Genomic DNA, 19473 nt, shown 5'->3' on the forward strand with positions numbered 1-19473 from the left:
CGAAATGATTTGTGAGCAGAATTGCGCGATTTGCAAGCCAGTTCAACTGGATAGTGCAGCAAACTATTGCGCTTTAAAGGGTGTTTCGACAAATGCCTGACGCGTTTGGTCGGGTTTTATTGGCAAAGTCGTCCAAGTGCATTTATATGCGGATTGATGATAACAGGACTCTCGGCCTCATCTATGGATGCACGCACTCTGCAGGATACGATGCTCGGTAATGAAACGGCTCCGGCACTGACCCTCTCGGGAATTGGTCGGCAGTTTGGAACCGTGCGCGCACTGGACAAAATATCGCTGGATGTGCAGCCCGGTGAGATCATCTGTCTGGTCGGGCATTCCGGTTGCGGCAAGACTTCACTCCTGCGGATTATTGCTGGCATTGATGCACCCGATGAAGGTCAGCTTACGATGGGCGGGCGCACGCTCGTCGGGCCATCGATCTTCGTTGAGCCGGAAAAGCGAAACATCGGCGTAGTCTTTCAGGACTACGCATTGTTTCCACATCTGACCGTGCGTGAAAATGTGCTGTTCGGTCTGCGCAAGGTTCGCAAGGAACAAGCGCTCAGCCGCGTGGATGAATTGCTCGAACTTGTCGGTCTTTCTTCGATGGCGGATCGTTACCCGCATATGTTGTCGGGTGGGGAGCAGCAGCGTGTGGCACTTATTCGGGCTTTGGCACCGAAGCCTGATCTGCTGTTAATGGATGAGCCGTTTTCCAATCTGGATCGCGGCTTGCGTGCGCGTGTGCGTAGCGAGACGATGGCACTGTTACGCGCACTCGGCACACCGGTCATTATCGTTACGCATGAGGCGGAAGAAGCGCTTTCAACGGGCGACCGTGTTGTCCTGATGCGCTCTGGCGAAATCGTGCAGCAAGGCTCTGCCCGTGATCTCCATAACCACCCGAATTCTCGCTATGCAGCCGATTTCTTCTGCGACTTCAATGCGTTTGAAGGCAGTGTTCGCGGCAAAATGATTGAAACAGAGCAGGGCGTCTTTGATGCTCCGGCCGACTTCGCAAGCACTGGTGAAGTTCTCGTTTATATCAGACCGCGCGACATTGAAATTCTGCCGGATGCTACTGCGGGCGCTTTAAGCGGACAGATCGAAACGCGAATCTATCTTGGTGAAACCGAAGAGTTGCTAATCCGCCTTGACGGAAGCGAGCAGAGTCTGCGTGTGCGAACCGACCATCATGTTCCGGAAAGTGCTCATTCGGTCTTCCTTCGAATAAATTGGAGCAGAGTGCTGGTTTTTGCAAAATAATGAGTAAACAGGTCATATTTAGAGTGCCGCGCAATTGACCCTGCAAAACCGAGTTCTTATATTCCAATTGCATACCATATAGTTCCAAATGAACCATATTTTTTCGGAGGTAAAATGCCCAAGATCGCGCGTGCTGGACTTGCACTCATGGCTGCGACGTTTCTCTCAGGTGCTGCAAATGCAAATGAGATTAATATTTACACGACGCGTGAGCCAGGCCTGATTCAGCCTTTGCTCGATGCCTATAAGGAAAAGACGGGCACCACCGTCAATACCGTTTTCCTGAAGGATGGTCTCGCTGAGCGTGTAGCTTCCGAGGGCGAAAAATCTCCCGCCGATATTCTGATGACGGTCGATGCAGGCAATCTGGTTGATCTCGTCGACAAGGGCCTTACCCAGCCTATCGATTCAAAGGCTTTGAAGGATGCAATTCCTGAGCAGCTCCGCGATGCAAATGGCAACTGGTTTGGCCTTTCGATGCGCGCGCGCGTTGTCTATGCCGCCAAGGATCTGGAACTCGACAAGATCACCTATGAAGAGCTGGCCGATCCGAAGTGGAAGGGCAAGATCTGCATTCGCGCTGGTCAGCATCCATATAATACTGCCCTGATCGCCGATTACATCGCTCATCACGGCGCAGAAAAGACCGAAGAGTGGCTGACTGGCCTCAAAGCCAATCTGGCTCGGAAGGCAGCCGGTGGTGATCGCGATGGCGCCAAGGATATCGTCGGTGGTATCTGCGATATCGCAGTTGCCAACTCCTATTATGTTGGTCTGATGCGCTCGGGTAAGAGCGGCGACGAGCAGAAGGCATGGGGCGACGGCATCAAGGTCATTCTCCCAACCTTTGCCGATGGTGGCACCCAGGTAAACATCAGCGGCGCATCTGTCGCCAAGAACGCTCCGAACAAGGACGAAGCTGTCAAGCTTCTCGAATATCTTGCTTCGGACGAAGCCCAGCAGCTTTATGCGAAGGCCAACTACGAATATCCGGTCAAGGCAGGCGCTCCGGTTGATCCAATCGTTGAATCCTTCGGCGAACTGAAGATCGATACGGTTCCGCTTTCGGAAATCGTCAAGCATCGCAAGCAGGCCAGCGAACTGGTCGACAAAGTCGGCTTTGACAACTAAAAGCTGATTATCCCTGTAAAAATGACGCCGGTGCAAAACCATTGCGCCGGCGTTATAATATAAAGGTCGACCAGAGTGCCGGAACCTGTGCAAGCCGCGTCATTATCCATGCCTTATCGTACCCGTTCGGGGCGAGGCTGGTTGTGGATTTCAGGATTGATTGCGCTGCTGGTCTGCCTGCCTGTGCTTGCACTGGTTATCGAAGCGCTTCGCGGCTCATCCGGCCTGTGGAGCCATCTTTTCTCGACGATCTTTGCAACAGCTTTTACTGATACGATCATTCTTCTGGCAGGCGTTGGCCTTATCACTGCATTTGTCGGCACGTCTGCAGCATGGCTGGTGACGGCCTATGATTTTCGTGGACGCGGTGTGCTGGAATGGGCGCTTTTGCTGCCCTTAGCGGTGCCGACCTATATCATCGCCTATGCTTATCTTGATATTTTGCATCCGATCGGCCCGATACAAAGCGCGATCCGCTTTGTGCTGGGTTATGAATCGCCGCGCCAGTTTCGCTTGCCGGATATAAGATCAATGACGGGCTGCATAATCCTGCTCGGCTTTGTACTTTATCCGTATGTTTATATTCCAACACGCGCCATGTTCCTCACGCAGTCAGCGAGCCTGATTGAAGCAGCACGAACATTGGGCGTCAGCCGCAGAGGAATATTCTGGCGCGTCGCCCTGCCACTCGCACGTCCAGCTGTGGCTGTCGGTGTCAGCCTTGCATTGATGGAAACGCTCAACGATGTTGGGGCTGCCGAGTTTCTCGGCGTGCGAACGCTGACGGTTTCGATCTACACCACATGGGTCACGCGCTTCGATCTGCCGGGAGCAGCACAACTCGCCTTGGCGCTTTTATTGCTGGTTGTCGCCATTGTATCAATTGAGCGATGGGCGAGGCGGAAACAGCGCTTCTCTTCCAATATCCGCCACTCGCGGGGCTTTGAACCGCTGAAGGTCAGCGGCGTAAAGGGCATGTGGCTGTTCATTATCTGCGCCGTACCGATCATTATCGGCTTCATCATGCCCGCGACCTATCTCGTCATTGAAGCAGTCAAGCGGATGCGCTTTGCGGGTATCTCACCTCGTCTGGCGGGTGAAGCATTCAACACCGTCATGCTGGCGTCTGTCGCAACCATTCTGGTGCTGCTGTTTGGCATGATGGTGGCCTATGCGATGCGGCTGTTTCCGGGCATGGCTTCGCGATGGTTCTATCGCTTCTCGACTATGGGCTATGCTGCCCCCGGAACAGTGATTGCCATTGGCATTATGATCGTGTCCGGTACGGTTGATCGTTTTTTCGATCATGTGTTCAGCACGTTTTTCGGTCTCTCCACGGGATTACTGCTGATCAGTACCGGCGCGGCCATTGTCTATGCTTATGTCGCACGCTTTCTGGCTATATCTGCGGGCGGCATTGATGCCGGTCTTGAGCGCATCCCACAATCGCTTGACCAGGCCTCCCGTACGCTTGGTCGTGGCGTGACTGCAACCTTCTGCCAGGTGCATCTGCCTCTTTCAAAGACGGCCATCGTTGCCGCTGGCCTGCTGGTTTTTGTCGATTGCGTGAAGGAACTGCCTGCCACGCTTCTGTTGCGCCCGCTCAATATCGAGACTTTTGCCACGCATCTTTATGGCGAGGCAGCACGCGGAACCTATGAAGAGGCTTCGGTTGCAGCATTGGCAATTGTGGCTGTCGGGATTTTGCCGGTCATTCTGCTTTCGCGTGTAGGGCGTCGTTTGGGCGGCGCTCGCAGCTAATTGCAGAAGTTCTGCAATATCAAATTGTTACAATGTCGTTATGGTTCGCGACTTTAACGTGATGCCCGGTATGGTTGCCGAAGTTCCATAAATTCAAAAAATGCTGATCTATCAAGGGGGTTGAGGCGTATGTAGCCTCGCGATCAGCGGAGATAGATGAATGTTTTCAACACGATATTTCGCGTGAACGCAATAATATGTGACTGTATTATGAAGCCGTTTCCATGCTTCTACCACAAAGCGAAAGCTCAATGGTCACAATTGAAACAAGACCGCGCAATCTGAGATGCAAATGGCCATGAAGGTCGATGTCAGGATCGCGGAAGGAATGAGATGATGGAAACTATGCTGAATACGCAACAATGGCTTCCGGTCGAGTTGCTGAACATCGGTTTGGCAGCAGCCGTTTTCTTCGCCTGTCTTGTGCTTTCGCTGTGGAAGGCAGTTTTTGACGAACTCAACCCGGTTTTCTGGCGCCGTACGGCCGCTGTTCTTTGGGCCGGTGTTGTCATCGTTGCTCTGAGCACCGGTATTGAAAGCTTTAACTGGCCGCAGATTGTTGGCTGGGTGATGGTTGCTGGCGGTGTGATCGCAACAGCTACTCGGATGGGCATGAGCTATTATCGCCAGTATTCGGCTCATAATGTTCGCCGCGCCAAGTTTGCAAATCCGCGCTTTTCCGGCCCGCGCGCTACTGGACGGTGATCACCATGTTTGCAAAGACTGTTCAAATGCCTTTGCGGCAACACCGCCCGTATAGCTTGCGCTCTTTCTTTATCCGCGCTTTTGGTTCTGCACGATACCGTAAATATTCGTAGAGCGCGTGCCTGAACGGCAATAGCCCAGAATTGGGCCTTCGGCTTCGGCAAGTGCCGAGGCCATTTCATCGACATTCTCCTGCGTCAGTTGTCCACCAATGACCGGGATGTAATAGGTCTTGATGCCAGCCTTTTCCGCTACTTTCGCGACTTCCGCAAAAGTTGGCTGGTCCGGTCCTTCTTCGCCATCTGGACGATTGCAGATGATCGTCTGAAAGCCTTCAGCCGCAATATCGCGCACGTCATCCGGCGAAATTTGTCCGGTGACTGAGTAATTGTCGTCGATCTGGCGAATATCCATCGTTTTGCACCTAAAAGATTAGCTGTCGGAAGCGGGAGCTCACGTCTTGTTCAGACGTTTTGAGGCCTGCAGGTATAGCTTGTTCGCAATGCTTGCCGCAAGGGCATGATGCCGCCGCTTGGAGTATAAGTGCTATCGGAATGAAACGAGGATCGATAAAATTACGCTTGAAATGAAAGAGAGCAGATCGGCCCTCTGAATAAGAAAATTATCCAATATTTGAACTCATTTGCTCCGGTAAGATTAGCTTGTCTGTCGCTTCAAAGACATTGAGTAGCTGACGGTAAATGATAAGACAGGTCGGAAGCCTTAACGACCATTGACGGAATGATATGAGGATACCGAAGATCAGCCAGAATCTACCGCGTCTTGCGCGTCGCGAGGCAGGCTTTCATGAAAGCTCCCGCGAGGTTCCGGAAGAGGTGCCGGTTGCCATGAGCTACAATGGCACAACCCATGCCGTCATGATGGCAACGCCTGCCAATCTGGAAGATTTTGCGGTCGGCTTCAGCCTGACGGAAGGTATCATATCCAATATTTCCGAAATCGAAGATTTGAGCATTGAGGTCTTTGAAAAAGGTATCGATGTTCAGATGCGACTGGCTGTACAGCCGGGTGATGCGCTTGCCGCGCGGCGCAGGTTTATGGCCGGCCCTGTTGGCTGCGGCTTGTGCGGGATCGATTCCATTGATCAGGCTCTGCGGCCATTATCGGTATTGTCGGTCGACAGTTTACGGTTCAAATCCGGATCGATCATTGCCGCCATGGGCGCTTTAGGTGGTTCGCAGACTTTGAATGCAGAAACGCGCGCGGTGCATGGTGCGGGTTTCTATATTCCGGGTGAGGGGCTTTTTGCCGTTCGCGAGGATGTCGGACGACACAATGCTTTGGATAAGCTCATTGGCGCAATGGCGCGCGCTAACCGGCGTGCGGAGCAGGGTTTGGTGGCGATTACCAGCCGCGTATCTGTCGAAATGGTGCAAAAAGCCGTCATTCTTGGCGTGCCATTATTGGCCGCAATCTCGGCACCGACCGCATTGGCAATCCGCACCGCAGATGAAGCCAATTTAACGCTTGTTGCGCTTGTTCGGGGCGACGACTTCGATGTCTATTCGCATCCAGAGCGTATTATAAGCGAGTAGCCGACCTTGAAAATGCAAGGTCGGCTATGTCGTTTAGACTTTGGCTTACACCAGAGCTGCGATACGTGCGCGTTCGCTGACGATCTGTAGCGCTGCATGTGCAGCTTCCACGCCCTTCTTCTTGAAATGGTTGAAGAAGAACTCGTGATGTTCCTTGCTGTCGTGGTAATGATGCGGCGTGAGCGAAACGCTGAGAACCGGAACTTCGGTCTCCAGCTGCACCTGCATCATGCCGTTGATGACGGCAGTAGCCACAAAATCATGACGATAAATTCCGCCATCAATAACGAATGCAGCACCAACGATTGCCGCATAGCGACCGGTCTTGGCGAGCGTTTTGGCATGAAGTGGAATTTCATAAGCGCCGGGAACATCGAAGACTTCAACTTCGACATTGGTGCCGGTCTTGGCTTCCAGTTCAGCAATGAAGCTCTTGCGCGCTTCGTCGACGATGTCGGCGTGCCAGCGAGCCTGAATGAAGGCGATTTTGAAAGATGTCTTGTTCGGATAGCTCTGGTTCATAGGTTCCTCACGAAACTAGAATCAGGGCGCACAAAGGAACGCAAGCCCGCGCGATAGCCGGGTTTAACGCTCTTTCGCTCTCTTCCATCCGGACTCTAACCGTCGGCTCCGGCATCTCACCGGATCTGCTGACCCTGAAACTACACCCCCAAAAGGCGTCTGCTGCAGGCGCTCGCGGGCTCGAAGATCGCTCTTCATACCGCCGGTGGGGAGTTTCACCCCGCCCCGAGAACAAACCCGCACACCATTGTGCGAGCAGCCGGAAATTATGCATTTCAGAGCGCAATGTCCAGTGCGCTCACGGGAAATTTATACTGATACCGGTGTCGCTTGGCGGCAATTTTTGGCTCATTCTCATAAGGTGGTGAAAGCTTGTCGCCAGAAATATTTTAATCGAACTAAGTCACTATTATTGCTTCATTATTTAGATGAAAATTTCAGCTTCAGGTTTCAATGAACGCGTTATTTCGCTCTTCGCTGTTCAAACCATATTGACACACATCCGGTATCTAAGCCTATGTTAAGGGCACATCTTGTCTTGGGCGAAGGCTTTCATTCAAAAAAGACAACGTTGTCAATCGCAGGAGGAGCTGCGAGAAACATAGTGGGATGGAGGTCTCAAAGCAGATTGAATGCTCTTCTGGATGTGCGGGTCTGAGGCTCGCATAACGTCCGACGAAATTTTGTTTTGTAGAGTTCTACGGGAGGTAGACATATGCATAAATTTTTCAGAATGGCCGCAATGGGCACAGCTGCCTGTGCAATGCTTGCAGCAATGGCGCCTGTTACAGCCAGCGCTCAGGACAAGCAGAACGTTGAAGTCCTGCATTGGTGGACAGCCGGTGGTGAAGCTGCGGCTCTTGATGTTCTGAAGAAAGATCTCGAAGGCAAGGGTATCAGCTGGACGGATATGCCAGTTGCAGGTGGTGGCGGTACGGAAGCCATGACCGTTCTGCGCGCACGCGTAACTGCAGGCAATGCGCCAACCGCTGTGCAGATGCTCGGCTTCGATATTCGCGATTGGGCAGAGCAGGGCGCGCTTGGCAATCTTGACGAGATTGCTGGCAAGGAAGGCTGGGACAAGGTTATTCCGGCACCTTTGCAGGAATTCGCCAAGTATGATGGCCACTGGATTGCAGCACCCGTCAACGTTCACTCCACCAACTGGATGTGGATCAACAAGGCTGCTCTCGACAAGGCTGGCGGCAAAGAGCCAACCAACTGGGATGAACTCGTAGCTCTTCTCGACAAGTTCAAGGAACAGGGCATCACCCCGATTGCTCACGGCGGTCAGCCATGGCAGGACGCGACGATTTTCGACGCTGTTGTGCTTTCTTTTGGTCCTGACTTCTACAAAAAGGCTTTCGTTGATCTCGATCCAGAAGCTCTGGGCAGCGATACGATGAAGCAGGCGTTCGACCGCATGACCAAGCTGCGTTCCTATGTGGATGACAACTTCTCCGGTCGTGACTGGAACCTTGCTTCGGCCATGGTGATCGAAGGTAAGGCTGGTGTTCAGTTCATGGGTGACTGGGCGAAGGGCGAGTTCGTCAAGGCTGGCAAGAAGCCAGGCGAAGACTTTGTATGCATGCGTTACCCTGAAACGCAGGGTTCTGTAACCTTCAACTCCGACATGTTCGCAATGTTCAAGGTTGCTGAAGACAAGGTGCCAGCACAGCTCGAAATGGCTTCGGCCATTGAAAGCCCGGCATTCCAGTCGGCCTTTAATGTGGTCAAGGGTTCGGCTCCTGCACGTACTGACGTGCCTGATACCGATTTCGACGCTTGCGGCAAGAAGGCCATTGCTGACGTGAAGGAAGCTGCAGGGAAGGGCACAATGCTCGGCTCGATGGCTCACGGCTATGCAAACCCGGCTTCCGTCAAGAACGCGATCTATGACGTTGTGACCCGCCAGTTCAACGGCCAGCTGTCTTCTGAAGACGCTGTCAAGGAACTGGTCTCCGCTGTCGAAGGCGCGAAGTAAGCAAAAGTGAGCGCCCGGCACTTCCGGGCGCTCTCCTTTCAAGCATGACAATTCATTGAACGATCGGCGGATTTTTCGCCTGAACAAATTCATTGCAGTGAACGGCAGACAATAATGCCGTTGAAACAATAGCCCGCATCAAGCGCGCCGCGATTGAACGGCACCGGGTGCGCAGCGCAGAAATGGGTGGCGCAAATATGCAGCGTAACAGACGACTACAGGAACTGGTGCCCAAGCTGGTATTGGCGCCGAGCTTTCTCATCGTCCTCGTCTTTGTCTATGGATTCATCATTTACACAGGCGTTCTTTCCGTCACCAACAGCCGAATGCTGCCTTCCTATGGCTTTGTCGGTCTGTCGAATTACGAAAAATTATGGGCCTTGCCGCATTGGTGGCGTGCTGTCACCAATCTCGCGATCTTCGCGTCGCTCTACATCATCATTTGTTCAGTTATAGGCCTGTTTCTGGCTATTCTGCTCGATCAGAAAATCCGTGGCGAAGGCTTCCTGCGCCCGATTTATCTCTATCCGATGGCGCTTTCATTCATCGTGACGGGCACGGCATGGAAATGGTTCCTCGATCCGGGCATCGGTCTTGAGCACACAATGCGGCTGTGGGGCTGGGAAGGCTTCACCTTCAACTGGATCAAAAGCAACACGATGGCGATCTATTGCCTTGTGATTGCGGCTGTCTGGCAGTCGTCGGGCTTTGTCATGGCGATGTTCCTGGCAGGTCTGCGCGGCGTCGATAATGAAATCATCAAGGCTGCTCAAATTGACGGTGCTTCGACCAGCACGATCTACCGCCGCATTATCATCCCATTGATGCGTCCGGTATTCTTGTCGGCTTTCGTGGTGCTCGCCCATCTTGCAATCAAGGCTTATGATCTTGTGATTGCGCTCACCGGCGGGGGGCCGGGACAGGCGACCGAGTTGCCTGCGACCTTCATGTATTCCTACACATTTACGCGAAATCAGATGGGTATTGGTGCCTCGTCGGCAATCATCATGCTGGTGATGATCTTCTCCATCATCATTCCGTATCTCTATTCTGAAATTCGTGGAGGGTCGCGCTCATGAGTGCTCAGACCCAGGAAAATGCGATCAACAGCGGCAAACTCACGCGCGCCCTGATCTATTCCGCGCTGCTGCTGTTTGCGATCTACTACCTGTTGCCGCTCTATGTGATGCTGGTAAACTCGTTCAAGCCTCTGGATGAAATCCGTCAGGGCGGTATGTTAGGTCTGCCACAGCAATGGACGATTGAGCCATGGCTTTCGGCCTGGTCAACCGCACAGATTGGTGTGCAGCCAACGGGCCTCAAGCCATTCTTCATCAACTCGATCCTGATGGTCGTGCCAGCGGTTGCGATTTCGACAATTGTCGGCGCATTGAACGGTTACGTGCTGACGAAATGGCGGTTCCGTGGCTCCAACATCTTCTTCGGTTTGCTGTTGCTTTCATGCTTCATCCCGTTTCAGATTGTTCTGATCCCGATGGCGCGTGTGCTCGGTATGCTCGGCATTGCCGGTACGATCTGGGGCCTGATCCTCGTTCATGTGGTCTATGGTATCGGCTTTACGACGCTTTACTTTCGCAATTATTACGAGGCGTTCCCGACTGAACTGGTGCGCGCAGCGCAGATCGATGGTGCGAGCTTCTTCCAGATTTTCTGGCGCATTCTCCTGCCGTCGTCAGGCCCGATCATCGTTGTGTCGGTCATCTGGCAGTTCACCAATATCTGGAACGACTTTCTGTTCGGTGCTTCCTTCTCTGGTGCAAACTCAACGCCGATGACGGTGGCATTGAACAACCTCGTTTCCTCCTCCACAGGCGTCAAGGAATATAACGTCCATTTCGCAGCTGCTATTCTGGCCGCTCTGCCGACGCTGATTGTTTACATCGTTTCCGGGCGCTACTTCGTGCGCGGCCTGATGTCCGGTGCCGTTAAGGGATAAGTCTCATATGTCATTTCTGAAAATAACCGATCTCTACAAATCCTACGGCAATGTTTCGGTCTTGAAGGACATCAATATCGAAATTGAAGAAGGCGGCTTTCTGGTTCTCGTCGGCCCTTCAGGTTGCGGCAAGTCTACGTTGCTCAACACGATTGCCGGTCTTGAGCCAATTACGTCGGGCGATATTTCGATCAATGGCCGCTCGGTATCGGGCCTGCATCCTTCGCAGCGCGATATCGCGATGGTTTTTCAGTCCTATGCGCTTTATCCAAACATGACAGTGGGCGGCAATATCGCCTTCGGCATGGAAATTCGTAAAGTGCCGAAGCCTGAGCGTGACAAGGCTATTCAGGAAGTTGCTGATATTCTGCAGATCGGTCATCTCCTCGACCGTAAGCCAAGCCAGCTTTCCGGCGGTCAGCGTCAGCGCGTTGCGATGGGGCGCGCGCTTGTTCGTAATCCGCAGGTCTTCCTGTTCGACGAACCGTTGTCGAATCTGGACGCCAAGCTGCGCGTGGATATGCGTACCGAGATCAAGCGTCTGCATCACCGCATGAAGACGACAATCGTTTATGTGACGCACGACCAGATTGAGGCCATGACGCTTGCAACCAAGATTGCAGTCCTCAAAGACGGGATTTTGCAGCAATTCGGTACGCCTGCTGAAATCTACAACGATCCGGCCAATATGTTCGTTGCAGACTTCATGGGCTCTCCTGCGATGAACCTGCTTAAAGCGAATGTTGAAAAGAATGGCTCTGACTTTGCGATTACGCTCACGCAGGGCGAAGGAGAGGCTCTGACGTTGCCGCTGAAGGTTGCCCCCGAGAGCCTTGGCGACTTTGTAGGACAGGAAGTGATCTTCGGCATCCGCCCGGAAGCGCTGACAGATCCTGATGGTGCTGATCGCAATGCAAGCTCGGTCGTGGAAGGCGATTGCCTTATTGATGTGGTTGAACCGGCTGGTTCCGACACTTTCGCGGTGACGCGGATTGGTGGAAAGCAAGTTGTGGCGCGCCTTCGTGCAGATGCACGCATTGCGGCAGGCCAGCGTTCACGCCTGGCTTTCAATCTCGACAAGGCCGTATTCTTCGATCCGAAAACGCAGGCCCGTATTCTGTAAGTTGAGAAGATAGTTAGCAATCTATTGGAATAGCCTCGAATTATTATAGGTTTACTTTCCAGCGCATGTTTTTGAACCAGAGGTCAAAATATGCGCTGGAAGTCGAGCTTGCTAGTCATGGCACTGATCGTTGGAGGAAGTGGCGTCGGCCATGCTGAAGGCATAAACCCGTTCGATGAATTGAAACACAACCTATTCGCAGGAAAAAGAACAACGTCTGTCTTGCGATTGGAAAAATGCGAGCAGATTTCGGGCGAGACGCTTAAATCCAAGAACATCGCCGGTGGTTTTGTGATCGATGCATTCATGAGCTTGCCTGAACCTCAAAAGGCTATTGTTTATTCCAACACACATCAAACCGTCGCCATGGACGGGAAGCCGATTTTCGAATTTATTCGTTATCGAGTTCTTCCCGATAAAACGGCTACTGTTTCGATGAAGACCTTCTCAGCCAAAACGCATGAAGAAATCGGCAAGGGTAAAGCGTTCAAGTGCGGGTTAGGCGAGGGACTGAGTTTTGCTTATCAGCCAAGCAATTAGTGTTGGTAAAAGATCGGACTTCTATCATCGAGGCTCAAATGAAAAGGGTGCTCCCAAATTCGGGAACACCCTTTTTCATGCTTGCCTGGAGGGCAAAATTCTTTGTTGCGGATGCCGCGCTTAGCGCAGGAAGTCCAGCCCAAGAAGACCAATTGCCAGTGCGGTGTTCAGTGAAATGATCATCATTCCATAAACGAGCGCTGTTCTAGTAATGTCATTCATTTTCTACCTCCTTGAACCACGACGCCTCCACATCGGATTCTAAAGCTCGAGAACTGTAACGAAATGTAACAGCCTGTTACGGGTAGCGCAACCCATTTTACATAAATGTGAACGAATGTAACGCTGCGTGAGATGTCATGAGATGGGTCGGCACATCTCAAATCTCAAGACAGTCACCGTAATGTGACGGCGAATTAACTGGAAAAATTCAGACGGACGCTACATAAAGCGAAAGATATAATCGACTGGCAAAGTCGTGTTTAATTCGCTGCTTTTATTCGGATTTTCAATGTGAACCGGATCGTTCCTCTCGTGCTGGCAATTGCTCTTTTCATGGAGCAGATGGACTCGAATGTTATTTCAACATCGCTTCCTGCTATCGCCGCTGATATCGGCACCAGCCCTATCGCATTAAAGCTGGCGCTAACCGCCTATCTCGTGGCGCTTGCGGTTTTTATTCCTGTCAGCGGCTGGATGGCAGACCGATTCGGGGCGAAGAATGTTTTCCGTGCAGCGATTGCGGTTTTCGTTGTCGGTTCGGTCGCCTGTGCTGCATCGAATTCACTAGCAGCCTTTGTTGTCTCGCGTTTTCTGCAGGGCATGGGCGGCGCGATGATGACGCCAGTCGGACGACTTGTGCTTATTCGTTCAACGCCCAGAAGTGAACTTGTGTCAGCCATGGCCTGGCTGACGATTCCCGCAATGGTTGGCCCTTTGGTCGGGCCACCAGTGGGCGGCTTCATCACGACCTTTTTCTCGTGGCACTGGATATTCCTCATCAATGTTCCGATTGGTTTAATCGGCATCTGGTTTGCAACGCGCTTTCTGCCGGATAATGACGAGAGGATCCTCAAGCCGCTTGATTGGCCGGGTTTCTTTTTGTCGGGCATTGCCATGTCGGGTGTGGTGTTTGGACTGTCAGTTGTCAGTCTTCCCGCACTTCCGCCCGTCATCGGGCTCGTCACCGTCACAGTCGGTCTTATTTGCTCGGCGCTTTATATATTCCACGCACGGCGAACGATTGATCCGCTGCTGAACCTGAAACTCTTTGACAATCAGGTTTTCCGCTCTGCTGTTTTTGGCGGTAGCGTGTTTCGGCTTGGGATTGGAGCAATCCCGTTTTTGCTGCCGCTCATGTTCCAGCTTGGCTTCGGCATGACGCCGTTCCAATCAGGTATGATGACATTTGTCTCGGCGATCGGTGCCATCAGCATGAAGTTTGGTGCGAAGCGAGTATTCAATCTTTTCGGTTTTCGGCGCACGCTTATGTATGGTTCGCTGATTTCTGCCGGATTTATTGCAGCTAATGGCTTGTTCTTCCCTGAAACGCCTTATGGCGTCATTGTTGGCTTCCTGCTGATCGGTGGCTTCTTCCGCTCGATGTTCTTTACGGGCGTCAATGCTCTGGCTTTTGCTGAAATCCCCGATGACAAAACCAGTCAGGCAACGCCGATCACGGCGGTTGCGCAGCAAGTTTCGATTGCGCTCGGTGTCGCCATGGCAGGTGGAATTCTGGAAATCAGTACTGGCCTTCGCGCAGCTCCGCTGCAACTCGCAGATTTTCATGTTGGCTTCTTCGTTGTTGCAGCGGTGTCTGCGACGGCGTTCTTCTGGTTTGCAAAGCTTGCACCAGATGCCGGGCATGAACTTTCAGGTCCGAAAATCACCAAATCAAAGAGCAAAGAACGGACAGCACTCGAAGCAGCAGATTCAGCAAACGGCAAATAAAAAAGGCGGCTTTGATGCCGCCTTTTCTCATTCTGATATAGCCCGATAACTAGCCTTTAAAATCGCGAGCGAGCAGATAAAGCTCGACAGATTCTGCGCGCGATGCGGGTGGCTTGATGTGATGCACTGAGCGAAACTTCTGTTTCAGCATAGCAAGCAGATCGTTTTCTGTGCCGCCCTGGAATGTCTTGGTCAGGAAGTGGCCGCCGGGCTTGAGCACCGAAACAGCAAAATCAGCCGCGACTTCACAAAGATGCACGGTGCGCAAATGATCTGTGCGGCGATGACCTGTCGTCGGTGCAGCCATGTCAGAGATCACGAGATCTGGCTTATCGCCAAGTGCTTCCATGAGCTTTTCAGGTGCCGATTCATCGAGAAAGTCCATCTCAAGCAGAATGACACCTGCTAGCGGATCAACATGCAAATAGTCGATGCCGACAACCTGCGGGTTCTCGTCTGTTGAGCCGACGATCTTGGCCGCGATCTGCGACCAGCCGCCCGGAGCTGCGCCAAGATCGATAATACGTTGGCCCTTCTTCAGCAGATTATAGCGGTCGTTGATTTCGATCAGCTTATAGGCCGCGCGCGAGCGATAGCCATCCTGCTTTGATTTGTGAACGTAAGGATCGTTCAGATGGCGTTCCAGCCAACGACGCGAGGACTCCTTGATTGTTCCGGCTTTCTTCTTCACACGAACGCGAAGATTGCTTGTGCCCGCGCCGCCGCGTCCCCCGGTTTTCGTGCCGCCTTTGTTTCCGCCTGCTTTGCTCATCTTCAATGCCTGTTTCTTACGTCGGTTTTACCGCCAGTCTTGGCAGTATGGGCGCGGTTATGGCGCCAGGCACCGTCACGCGACATGAGTTCCGTTAATATGCCTTCGCGCAAACCGCGATCGGCAACCAGTAGTTTTTCACTCGGCCATACATTGCGTATGGCGTCAAGAATGGCACAGCCTGCCAAAACAAGATCAGCACGATCCGCGCCAATACAAGGATTAGCAACCCGCGCATCAAAATCCCACGACAGCAGACGTTGCGTCATCTGTGTCACGTCATCCGAGCCCATCCACATACCATCGACGCGGCGGCGATCATAGCGCTCAAGTCCAAGATGGATGCCGGCGAGGGTCGTCACCGTGCCGGATGTTCCAAGAAGGTGAAAGCGCGATCCGACCGTAAGCTTGCCAAGACAATGACGCTCGGCAAAACCTGAAAGCAAATCAGTGACATGGTCAACCATGGCGCCAAAGCATTCCGGCGTAACATTTCGACCGCCGAAACGTTCCGCCAGCGTGACGACGCCGACGGGCAGGGAGGTCCATGCAGTAATGTGCTCTGCAAGACGTGGAGAACGACGCTGAGAAACGTCGATGAGCGCGATCTCAGACGAACCACCACCAATGTCAAAGAGGACAACAGCATCGGTCTCACGCGTTACCAGCGTGCCGCAACCGGAAACCGCAAGTCGTGCTTCTGTCTGACGATCGACAATTTCAAGCTCTAGCCCCGTTTCTTCGCGGACGCGCGCCAGAAACTCTTCGCCATTTTCTGCTGCACGGCAGGCTTCAGTGGCGATCAGACGAGCACGTCTGATCTTGCGTGCGGCAAGCTTATCGTGACAAATCTTGAGCGCATCAATGGCACGCTGCATAGCGTGTTCGCTCAGACGCCCGGTCGAGCTGAGGCCTTCACCAAGACGAACGATACGAGAGAAAGCATCCACAACGCGAAACTGTCCCGGACGCGTTGGTGACGCAATCAACAGGCGACAATTATTGGTCCCGAGATCGAGCGCCGCATAAAGCGGAGCTTCCTGCGCACTCGTACGCGGCTGTTGCGATCCGGTATGATTACGCTTGGCCTGATGTGGCTGGTTATTATCAGAGCGTGCAGGTGCGTTCTGTGTTTTTGCCGTGTTATCGGTGTGAAGAGGTGTACCGGTTTGCTGGCGGGCCTGCTTTTTCTTGCGAGCACGGCGACGACGATTCGATAGCTTCCCGGCAGGCTTGCCGTCTGAAGGCTTTTCGTTCGCGGAGGGTTCAGCAGAAACAGTTTTTTGCGCAGGGCCTTCTGCACCACGAGACAATTTCCCGCGATTGCGTCTACGCGCGCGCTTCCTCTGGCTTTGAGAGCCCTTGCTTTCAGTGTCTGAGCGCCCTGAATCGGAGGCTTGCGTGGCCTTGCCGACTTCTGAAACAGCATTCTTGCGCAGTTTGCGCTTGCCGTTTTCGGACGGATTCCGGGTCTTTGAATTGCCCGCTAGTCCGCCGGACGCCCCTTGTTGCGCCATTCCTGCGGGGCGCTCCTCGGGGTTCTTCAAGGTTTTTATCCTTATGGCGCCGCGCGAGCCTAAAAGGACGCAATCAAGGCGCTTCAATTTTTACGTTGCCCCTAATGTAACAGCGCTTTGGGCATTTACCAAGGGGCAGGCCCGGAACAGCCGTTGGAAAATTGATAAAACACGAGCGATATTAGTAAGGAGATAACAATTAGGGCTCTTGCAATATGCAAAAGCCCTTTATTGCAAACAGAAACGACCAGATGTTTCTATATGTCGTAGGTATGCGCTGCGTTGATCGTCGCAACAAACTGTCTTGTGCGATCGCGTGTGGGATTTGCGAAAACGTCATGAGCGCTTCCTGTCTCGACGATGTTGCCTGATTCCAGGAATACGACATTCTGCGCGATCTTGGAGGCTAAGCGTAGATCGTGGGTCGCGATGACCATGGTCGTGCCTTCCTTCGCAAGCTTGCTCAAAACATCGACCACTTCGGACGCAAGTTCCGGATCAAGTGCCGAGGTCGGCTCATCACAGAGAAGGACACGCGGCGAGGGTGCGAGCGCGCGGGCAATAGCAATACGCTGCTGTTGTCCGCCCGATAGTGTCGAGGGCCACGCATCGGCTTTATGAGCCATGCCGACCTTTGTCAGAAGTTCCATCGCACGTTCCTGGGCCTTTGCCTTAGGCCATTTCAGAACAGTAACCAGACCTTCCATCACGTTCTGAATGGCCGTCTGATGCGGGAAAAGCTGGAAGTTCTGAAACACCATGCCTGTTTGGCGGCGGATCGACTGAACTGATTGCCAGCTTGGCTTGCGATCAGGGTCGAGCGTAATGCTCTGGCCGCCCAAAACCAGCGTTCCCGAGGTTGGAATCTCAAGCAGATTGATGCAGCGCAGCAGCGTGCTTTTGCCGCCGCCCGATGGGCCGACAAGTGCTGTGACGGTGCCTTCGGCGATCTTCACATTGATATCATTGAGGATAACAACATTGTCGAAGCTTTTGACGATGTGCTGTAGCTCGATCATGCGTTTGTCTCCAGAGTTCCGCCATAGCGACCGAAGCGCTTTTCAAGCCTAGCCTGAAGATTGGACAGGATCGTGCTGAGCACCAGATAAATCAGTGCTGCTTCAATGTAGAGAATGAGCGGTTCATATGTCGTCGCAACAATGCGCTGCGCCGACTGGAATAGTTCGGGCACGGTAATGGCTGCTGCAAGTGAAGTATCTTTCACCAACGAAATGAAAGTGTTGGAAAGCGGCGGGACGGCTGTGCGGGTGGCTTGTGGCAAGATCGTGCGTGTGAGCGCCTGACGCCAGCTCATCCCGATGGAATAGGCTGCCTCCCACTGGCCTTTTGGCACGGAGGAGATGACCGCGCGGATGACTTCGGAGCTATAAGCGCCCACATTCAACGAGAAGCCAATGACTGCAGCAGTGAAGGCGTCAAGATAAATGCCTGCACTTGGCAGGCCGTAGAAAATCACGAACAGCTGTACCAGTAGAGGTGTGCCGCGGAAAATCCAGACATAAAAGCGAGCAATGGCCGAAACCCAGACTGGTGCGAACAAACGCACAAGTGCGGTCAGCAATCCAAGCGAAAGTCCGAAGATGAAGGATAGAATTGTCAGAGGAATTGTGAACAGCAGTCCAGCCCAAAGTAGGGTGGGCAGGGAATCCGCCATGAGTTGAAACCAATCGGGCACTTGTTCGGTCCTTAGATGGAAGATTCCTGAAATAGACGTTTGCTACACTTCTATATAGCCACAACGAAAGGAAGCCGGAAACATGTTCCGGCTTCCTAAATTGCACTTATCCGAAACTTACTTGGAGACGTCCTGACCGAAGTACTTCTGAGAAATCTTGTCGTAAGTGCCGTCGGCCTTGATTTCGTCGAGCGCCTTGTTGATTGCGGCGACGAGATCGTCATCGCCCTTGCGCACGATGATCCCCGAAGCGTCTGCATTTTCCTTTTCAGCAACGACCTTTACAGGTGCATTTGGCTGATGCTTCTTGAAATCGAGGAAGGAAAGGCTGTCGTTGAGCGTGGCGTCTGCACGACCCGTCAAAACCAGCTGGATCGACTGATCAAAGCCATCGGTGGCGACCAATTCAGCACCGGCTTCCTTGGCAATACGACCGTAATTGCTGGTCAGCGACTGTGCGGACTTCTTGTCCTTCAGGTCAGCGAAATCCTTGATCGTATCATTCTTGTCATTGACGATAAGAACGACCTTGGAAACGATGTAAGGGTTCGAGAAGTTGAACTTTTTCTGGCGTTCTTCGGTAATGCCGACCTGATTGATAACGGCGTCATAACGCTTGGCGTCGAGACCGGCGATCAGGCCGTCCCACTTGCCTTCAACGAATTCAGGCTTCACGCCAAGCTTCTGGGCAACCGCTTCGCCGATTTCCACGTCAAAACCGACAAGCTTGTTGTCCTTATCGTGGAAGGTGAACGGTGCATAGGTGCCTTCCGTGCCAATCTTCAGAACGCCTGCTGACTTGATGGCATCGAGGTTTTCGCCCGCCATTGCGGTCGAGAAGAGAGCTACGTTGAGAACACCGACCGTTGCGAGGATTTTTGCGAACTTCATTTGTAAGGTCACCTGTAAAAATATTCGATGAGACGTAAAATACAGGAATTTAATTCTAACGTAGCGTCTAAAATCGCAGTCTTTGCCCGACTTGGAGAA

18 protein-coding genes and 1 riboswitch are annotated in these 19473 nt (G+C 52.8%); of the genes, 11 read left to right on the forward strand and 7 right to left on the reverse strand.

Features of this window, described 5'->3' with window-relative positions; translation table 11 throughout:
• Positions 1 to 183: 183 nt before the first annotated feature.
• The 4 genes from ABWV94_RS15875 (at position 184) to ABWV94_RS15890 (ending at position 4866) form a co-directional block, all read left to right on the forward strand.
• Entirely contained in the window at positions 184 to 1269 is a 1086-nt protein-coding gene (locus ABWV94_RS15875; protein WP_353414308.1) for an ABC transporter ATP-binding protein, read from the forward strand.
• 114 nt (positions 1270 to 1383) lie between these two features.
• Positions 1384 to 2400, forward strand: coding sequence for a Fe(3+) ABC transporter substrate-binding protein (locus ABWV94_RS15880; RefSeq protein WP_007879474.1), 1017 nt, complete (start codon positions 1384 to 1386; stop codon positions 2398 to 2400).
• Between the two features lie 108 nt (positions 2401 to 2508).
• Positions 2509 to 4161 carry an ABC transporter permease gene (locus ABWV94_RS15885; protein ID WP_353414310.1) on the forward strand — a complete coding sequence of 551 codons (1653 nt, stop codon included), beginning with the start codon at positions 2509 to 2511 and terminating at the stop codon, positions 4159 to 4161.
• Between the two features lie 333 nt (positions 4162 to 4494).
• The gene (locus ABWV94_RS15890; RefSeq protein WP_192798042.1) at positions 4495 to 4866 is read left to right on the forward strand and encodes a hypothetical protein; all 372 of its coding nucleotides are present in this window, start codon (positions 4495 to 4497) and stop codon (positions 4864 to 4866) included.
• Positions 4867 to 4935: 69 nt separating this feature from the next.
• Here the strand turns inward: ABWV94_RS15890 and ABWV94_RS15895 are convergent, their stop codons facing one another.
• Complete coding sequence (locus ABWV94_RS15895) at positions 4936 to 5280, reverse strand: protein tyrosine phosphatase family protein (protein ID WP_007879466.1); 345 nt, start codon at positions 5278 to 5280, stop codon at positions 4936 to 4938.
• A gap of 332 nt (positions 5281 to 5612) precedes the next feature.
• On the opposite strand from ABWV94_RS15895, the gene fdhD reads away from it, so the two are divergent.
• Positions 5613 to 6422, forward strand: coding sequence for a formate dehydrogenase accessory sulfurtransferase FdhD (gene fdhD / locus ABWV94_RS15900; protein ID WP_353414313.1), 810 nt, complete (start codon positions 5613 to 5615; stop codon positions 6420 to 6422).
• Between the two features lie 45 nt (positions 6423 to 6467).
• Here the strand turns inward: fdhD and ABWV94_RS15905 are convergent, their stop codons facing one another.
• Complete coding sequence (locus ABWV94_RS15905; RefSeq protein WP_112806744.1) at positions 6468 to 6944, reverse strand: 6,7-dimethyl-8-ribityllumazine synthase; 477 nt, start codon at positions 6942 to 6944, stop codon at positions 6468 to 6470.
• A gap of 72 nt (positions 6945 to 7016) precedes the next feature.
• A riboswitch (FMN riboswitch) is annotated at positions 7017 to 7181 on the reverse strand.
• 478 nt (positions 7182 to 7659) lie between these two features.
• Here ABWV94_RS15905 and ABWV94_RS15910 point away from each other — a divergent pair.
• The 6 genes from ABWV94_RS15910 (at position 7660) to ABWV94_RS15935 (ending at position 14498) form a co-directional block, all read left to right on the forward strand.
• Positions 7660 to 8928 (forward strand): ABC transporter substrate-binding protein, encoded by a 1269-nt coding sequence (locus ABWV94_RS15910; RefSeq protein WP_007879461.1) that lies wholly within the window; start codon positions 7660 to 7662, stop codon positions 8926 to 8928.
• Between the two features lie 197 nt (positions 8929 to 9125).
• Entirely contained in the window at positions 9126 to 10007 is an 882-nt protein-coding gene (locus ABWV94_RS15915; RefSeq protein WP_007879460.1) for a carbohydrate ABC transporter permease, read from the forward strand.
• Positions 10004 to 10885, forward strand: coding sequence for a carbohydrate ABC transporter permease (locus tag ABWV94_RS15920; protein WP_064321805.1), 882 nt, complete (start codon positions 10004 to 10006; stop codon positions 10883 to 10885). Before ABWV94_RS15915 ends, ABWV94_RS15920 begins: the two co-directional genes overlap by 4 nt.
• Positions 10886 to 10892: 7 nt before the next feature.
• Positions 10893 to 12008: an ABC transporter ATP-binding protein gene (locus tag ABWV94_RS15925; protein WP_353414315.1), complete on the forward strand. Its 1116-nt coding sequence runs from the start codon at positions 10893 to 10895 to the stop codon at positions 12006 to 12008.
• Positions 12009 to 12125: 117 nt separating this feature from the next.
• Positions 12126 to 12548 carry a VirK family protein gene (locus tag ABWV94_RS15930; protein WP_353414317.1) on the forward strand — a complete coding sequence of 141 codons (423 nt, stop codon included), beginning with the start codon at positions 12126 to 12128 and terminating at the stop codon, positions 12546 to 12548.
• A gap of 513 nt (positions 12549 to 13061) precedes the next feature.
• Positions 13062 to 14498, forward strand: a complete 1437-nt coding sequence (locus ABWV94_RS15935) for an MFS transporter (RefSeq protein WP_353414319.1) — start codon at positions 13062 to 13064, stop codon at positions 14496 to 14498.
• Positions 14499 to 14547: 49 nt separating this feature from the next.
• On the opposite strand, the gene ABWV94_RS15940 is transcribed toward ABWV94_RS15935, so the two are convergent.
• The 5 genes from ABWV94_RS15940 to ABWV94_RS15960 form a co-directional block, all read right to left on the reverse strand.
• Complete coding sequence (locus ABWV94_RS15940; protein WP_007879442.1) at positions 14548 to 15270, reverse strand: RlmE family RNA methyltransferase; 723 nt, start codon at positions 15268 to 15270, stop codon at positions 14548 to 14550.
• 2 nt (positions 15271 to 15272) lie between these two features.
• Entirely contained in the window at positions 15273 to 16817 is a 1545-nt protein-coding gene (locus tag ABWV94_RS15945) for a Ppx/GppA phosphatase family protein (RefSeq protein ID WP_353414321.1), read from the reverse strand.
• A gap of 227 nt (positions 16818 to 17044) precedes the next feature.
• Positions 17045 to 17806, reverse strand: coding sequence for an amino acid ABC transporter ATP-binding protein (locus ABWV94_RS15950; protein WP_007879429.1), 762 nt, complete (start codon positions 17804 to 17806; stop codon positions 17045 to 17047).
• Positions 17803 to 18483, reverse strand: coding sequence for an amino acid ABC transporter permease (locus ABWV94_RS15955; protein WP_007879428.1), 681 nt, complete (start codon positions 18481 to 18483; stop codon positions 17803 to 17805). Before ABWV94_RS15955 ends, ABWV94_RS15950 begins: the two co-directional genes overlap by 4 nt.
• Positions 18484 to 18600: 117 nt before the next feature.
• Entirely contained in the window at positions 18601 to 19374 is a 774-nt protein-coding gene (locus tag ABWV94_RS15960; RefSeq protein WP_064321800.1) for an amino acid ABC transporter substrate-binding protein, read from the reverse strand.
• Positions 19375 to 19473 lie beyond the last annotated feature (99 nt).

It is taken from the genome of Brucella sp. NBRC 12953, from assembly GCF_040369775.1.
In the GTDB taxonomy this organism is placed as follows: domain Bacteria; phylum Pseudomonadota; class Alphaproteobacteria; order Rhizobiales; family Rhizobiaceae; genus Brucella; species Brucella pseudogrignonensis.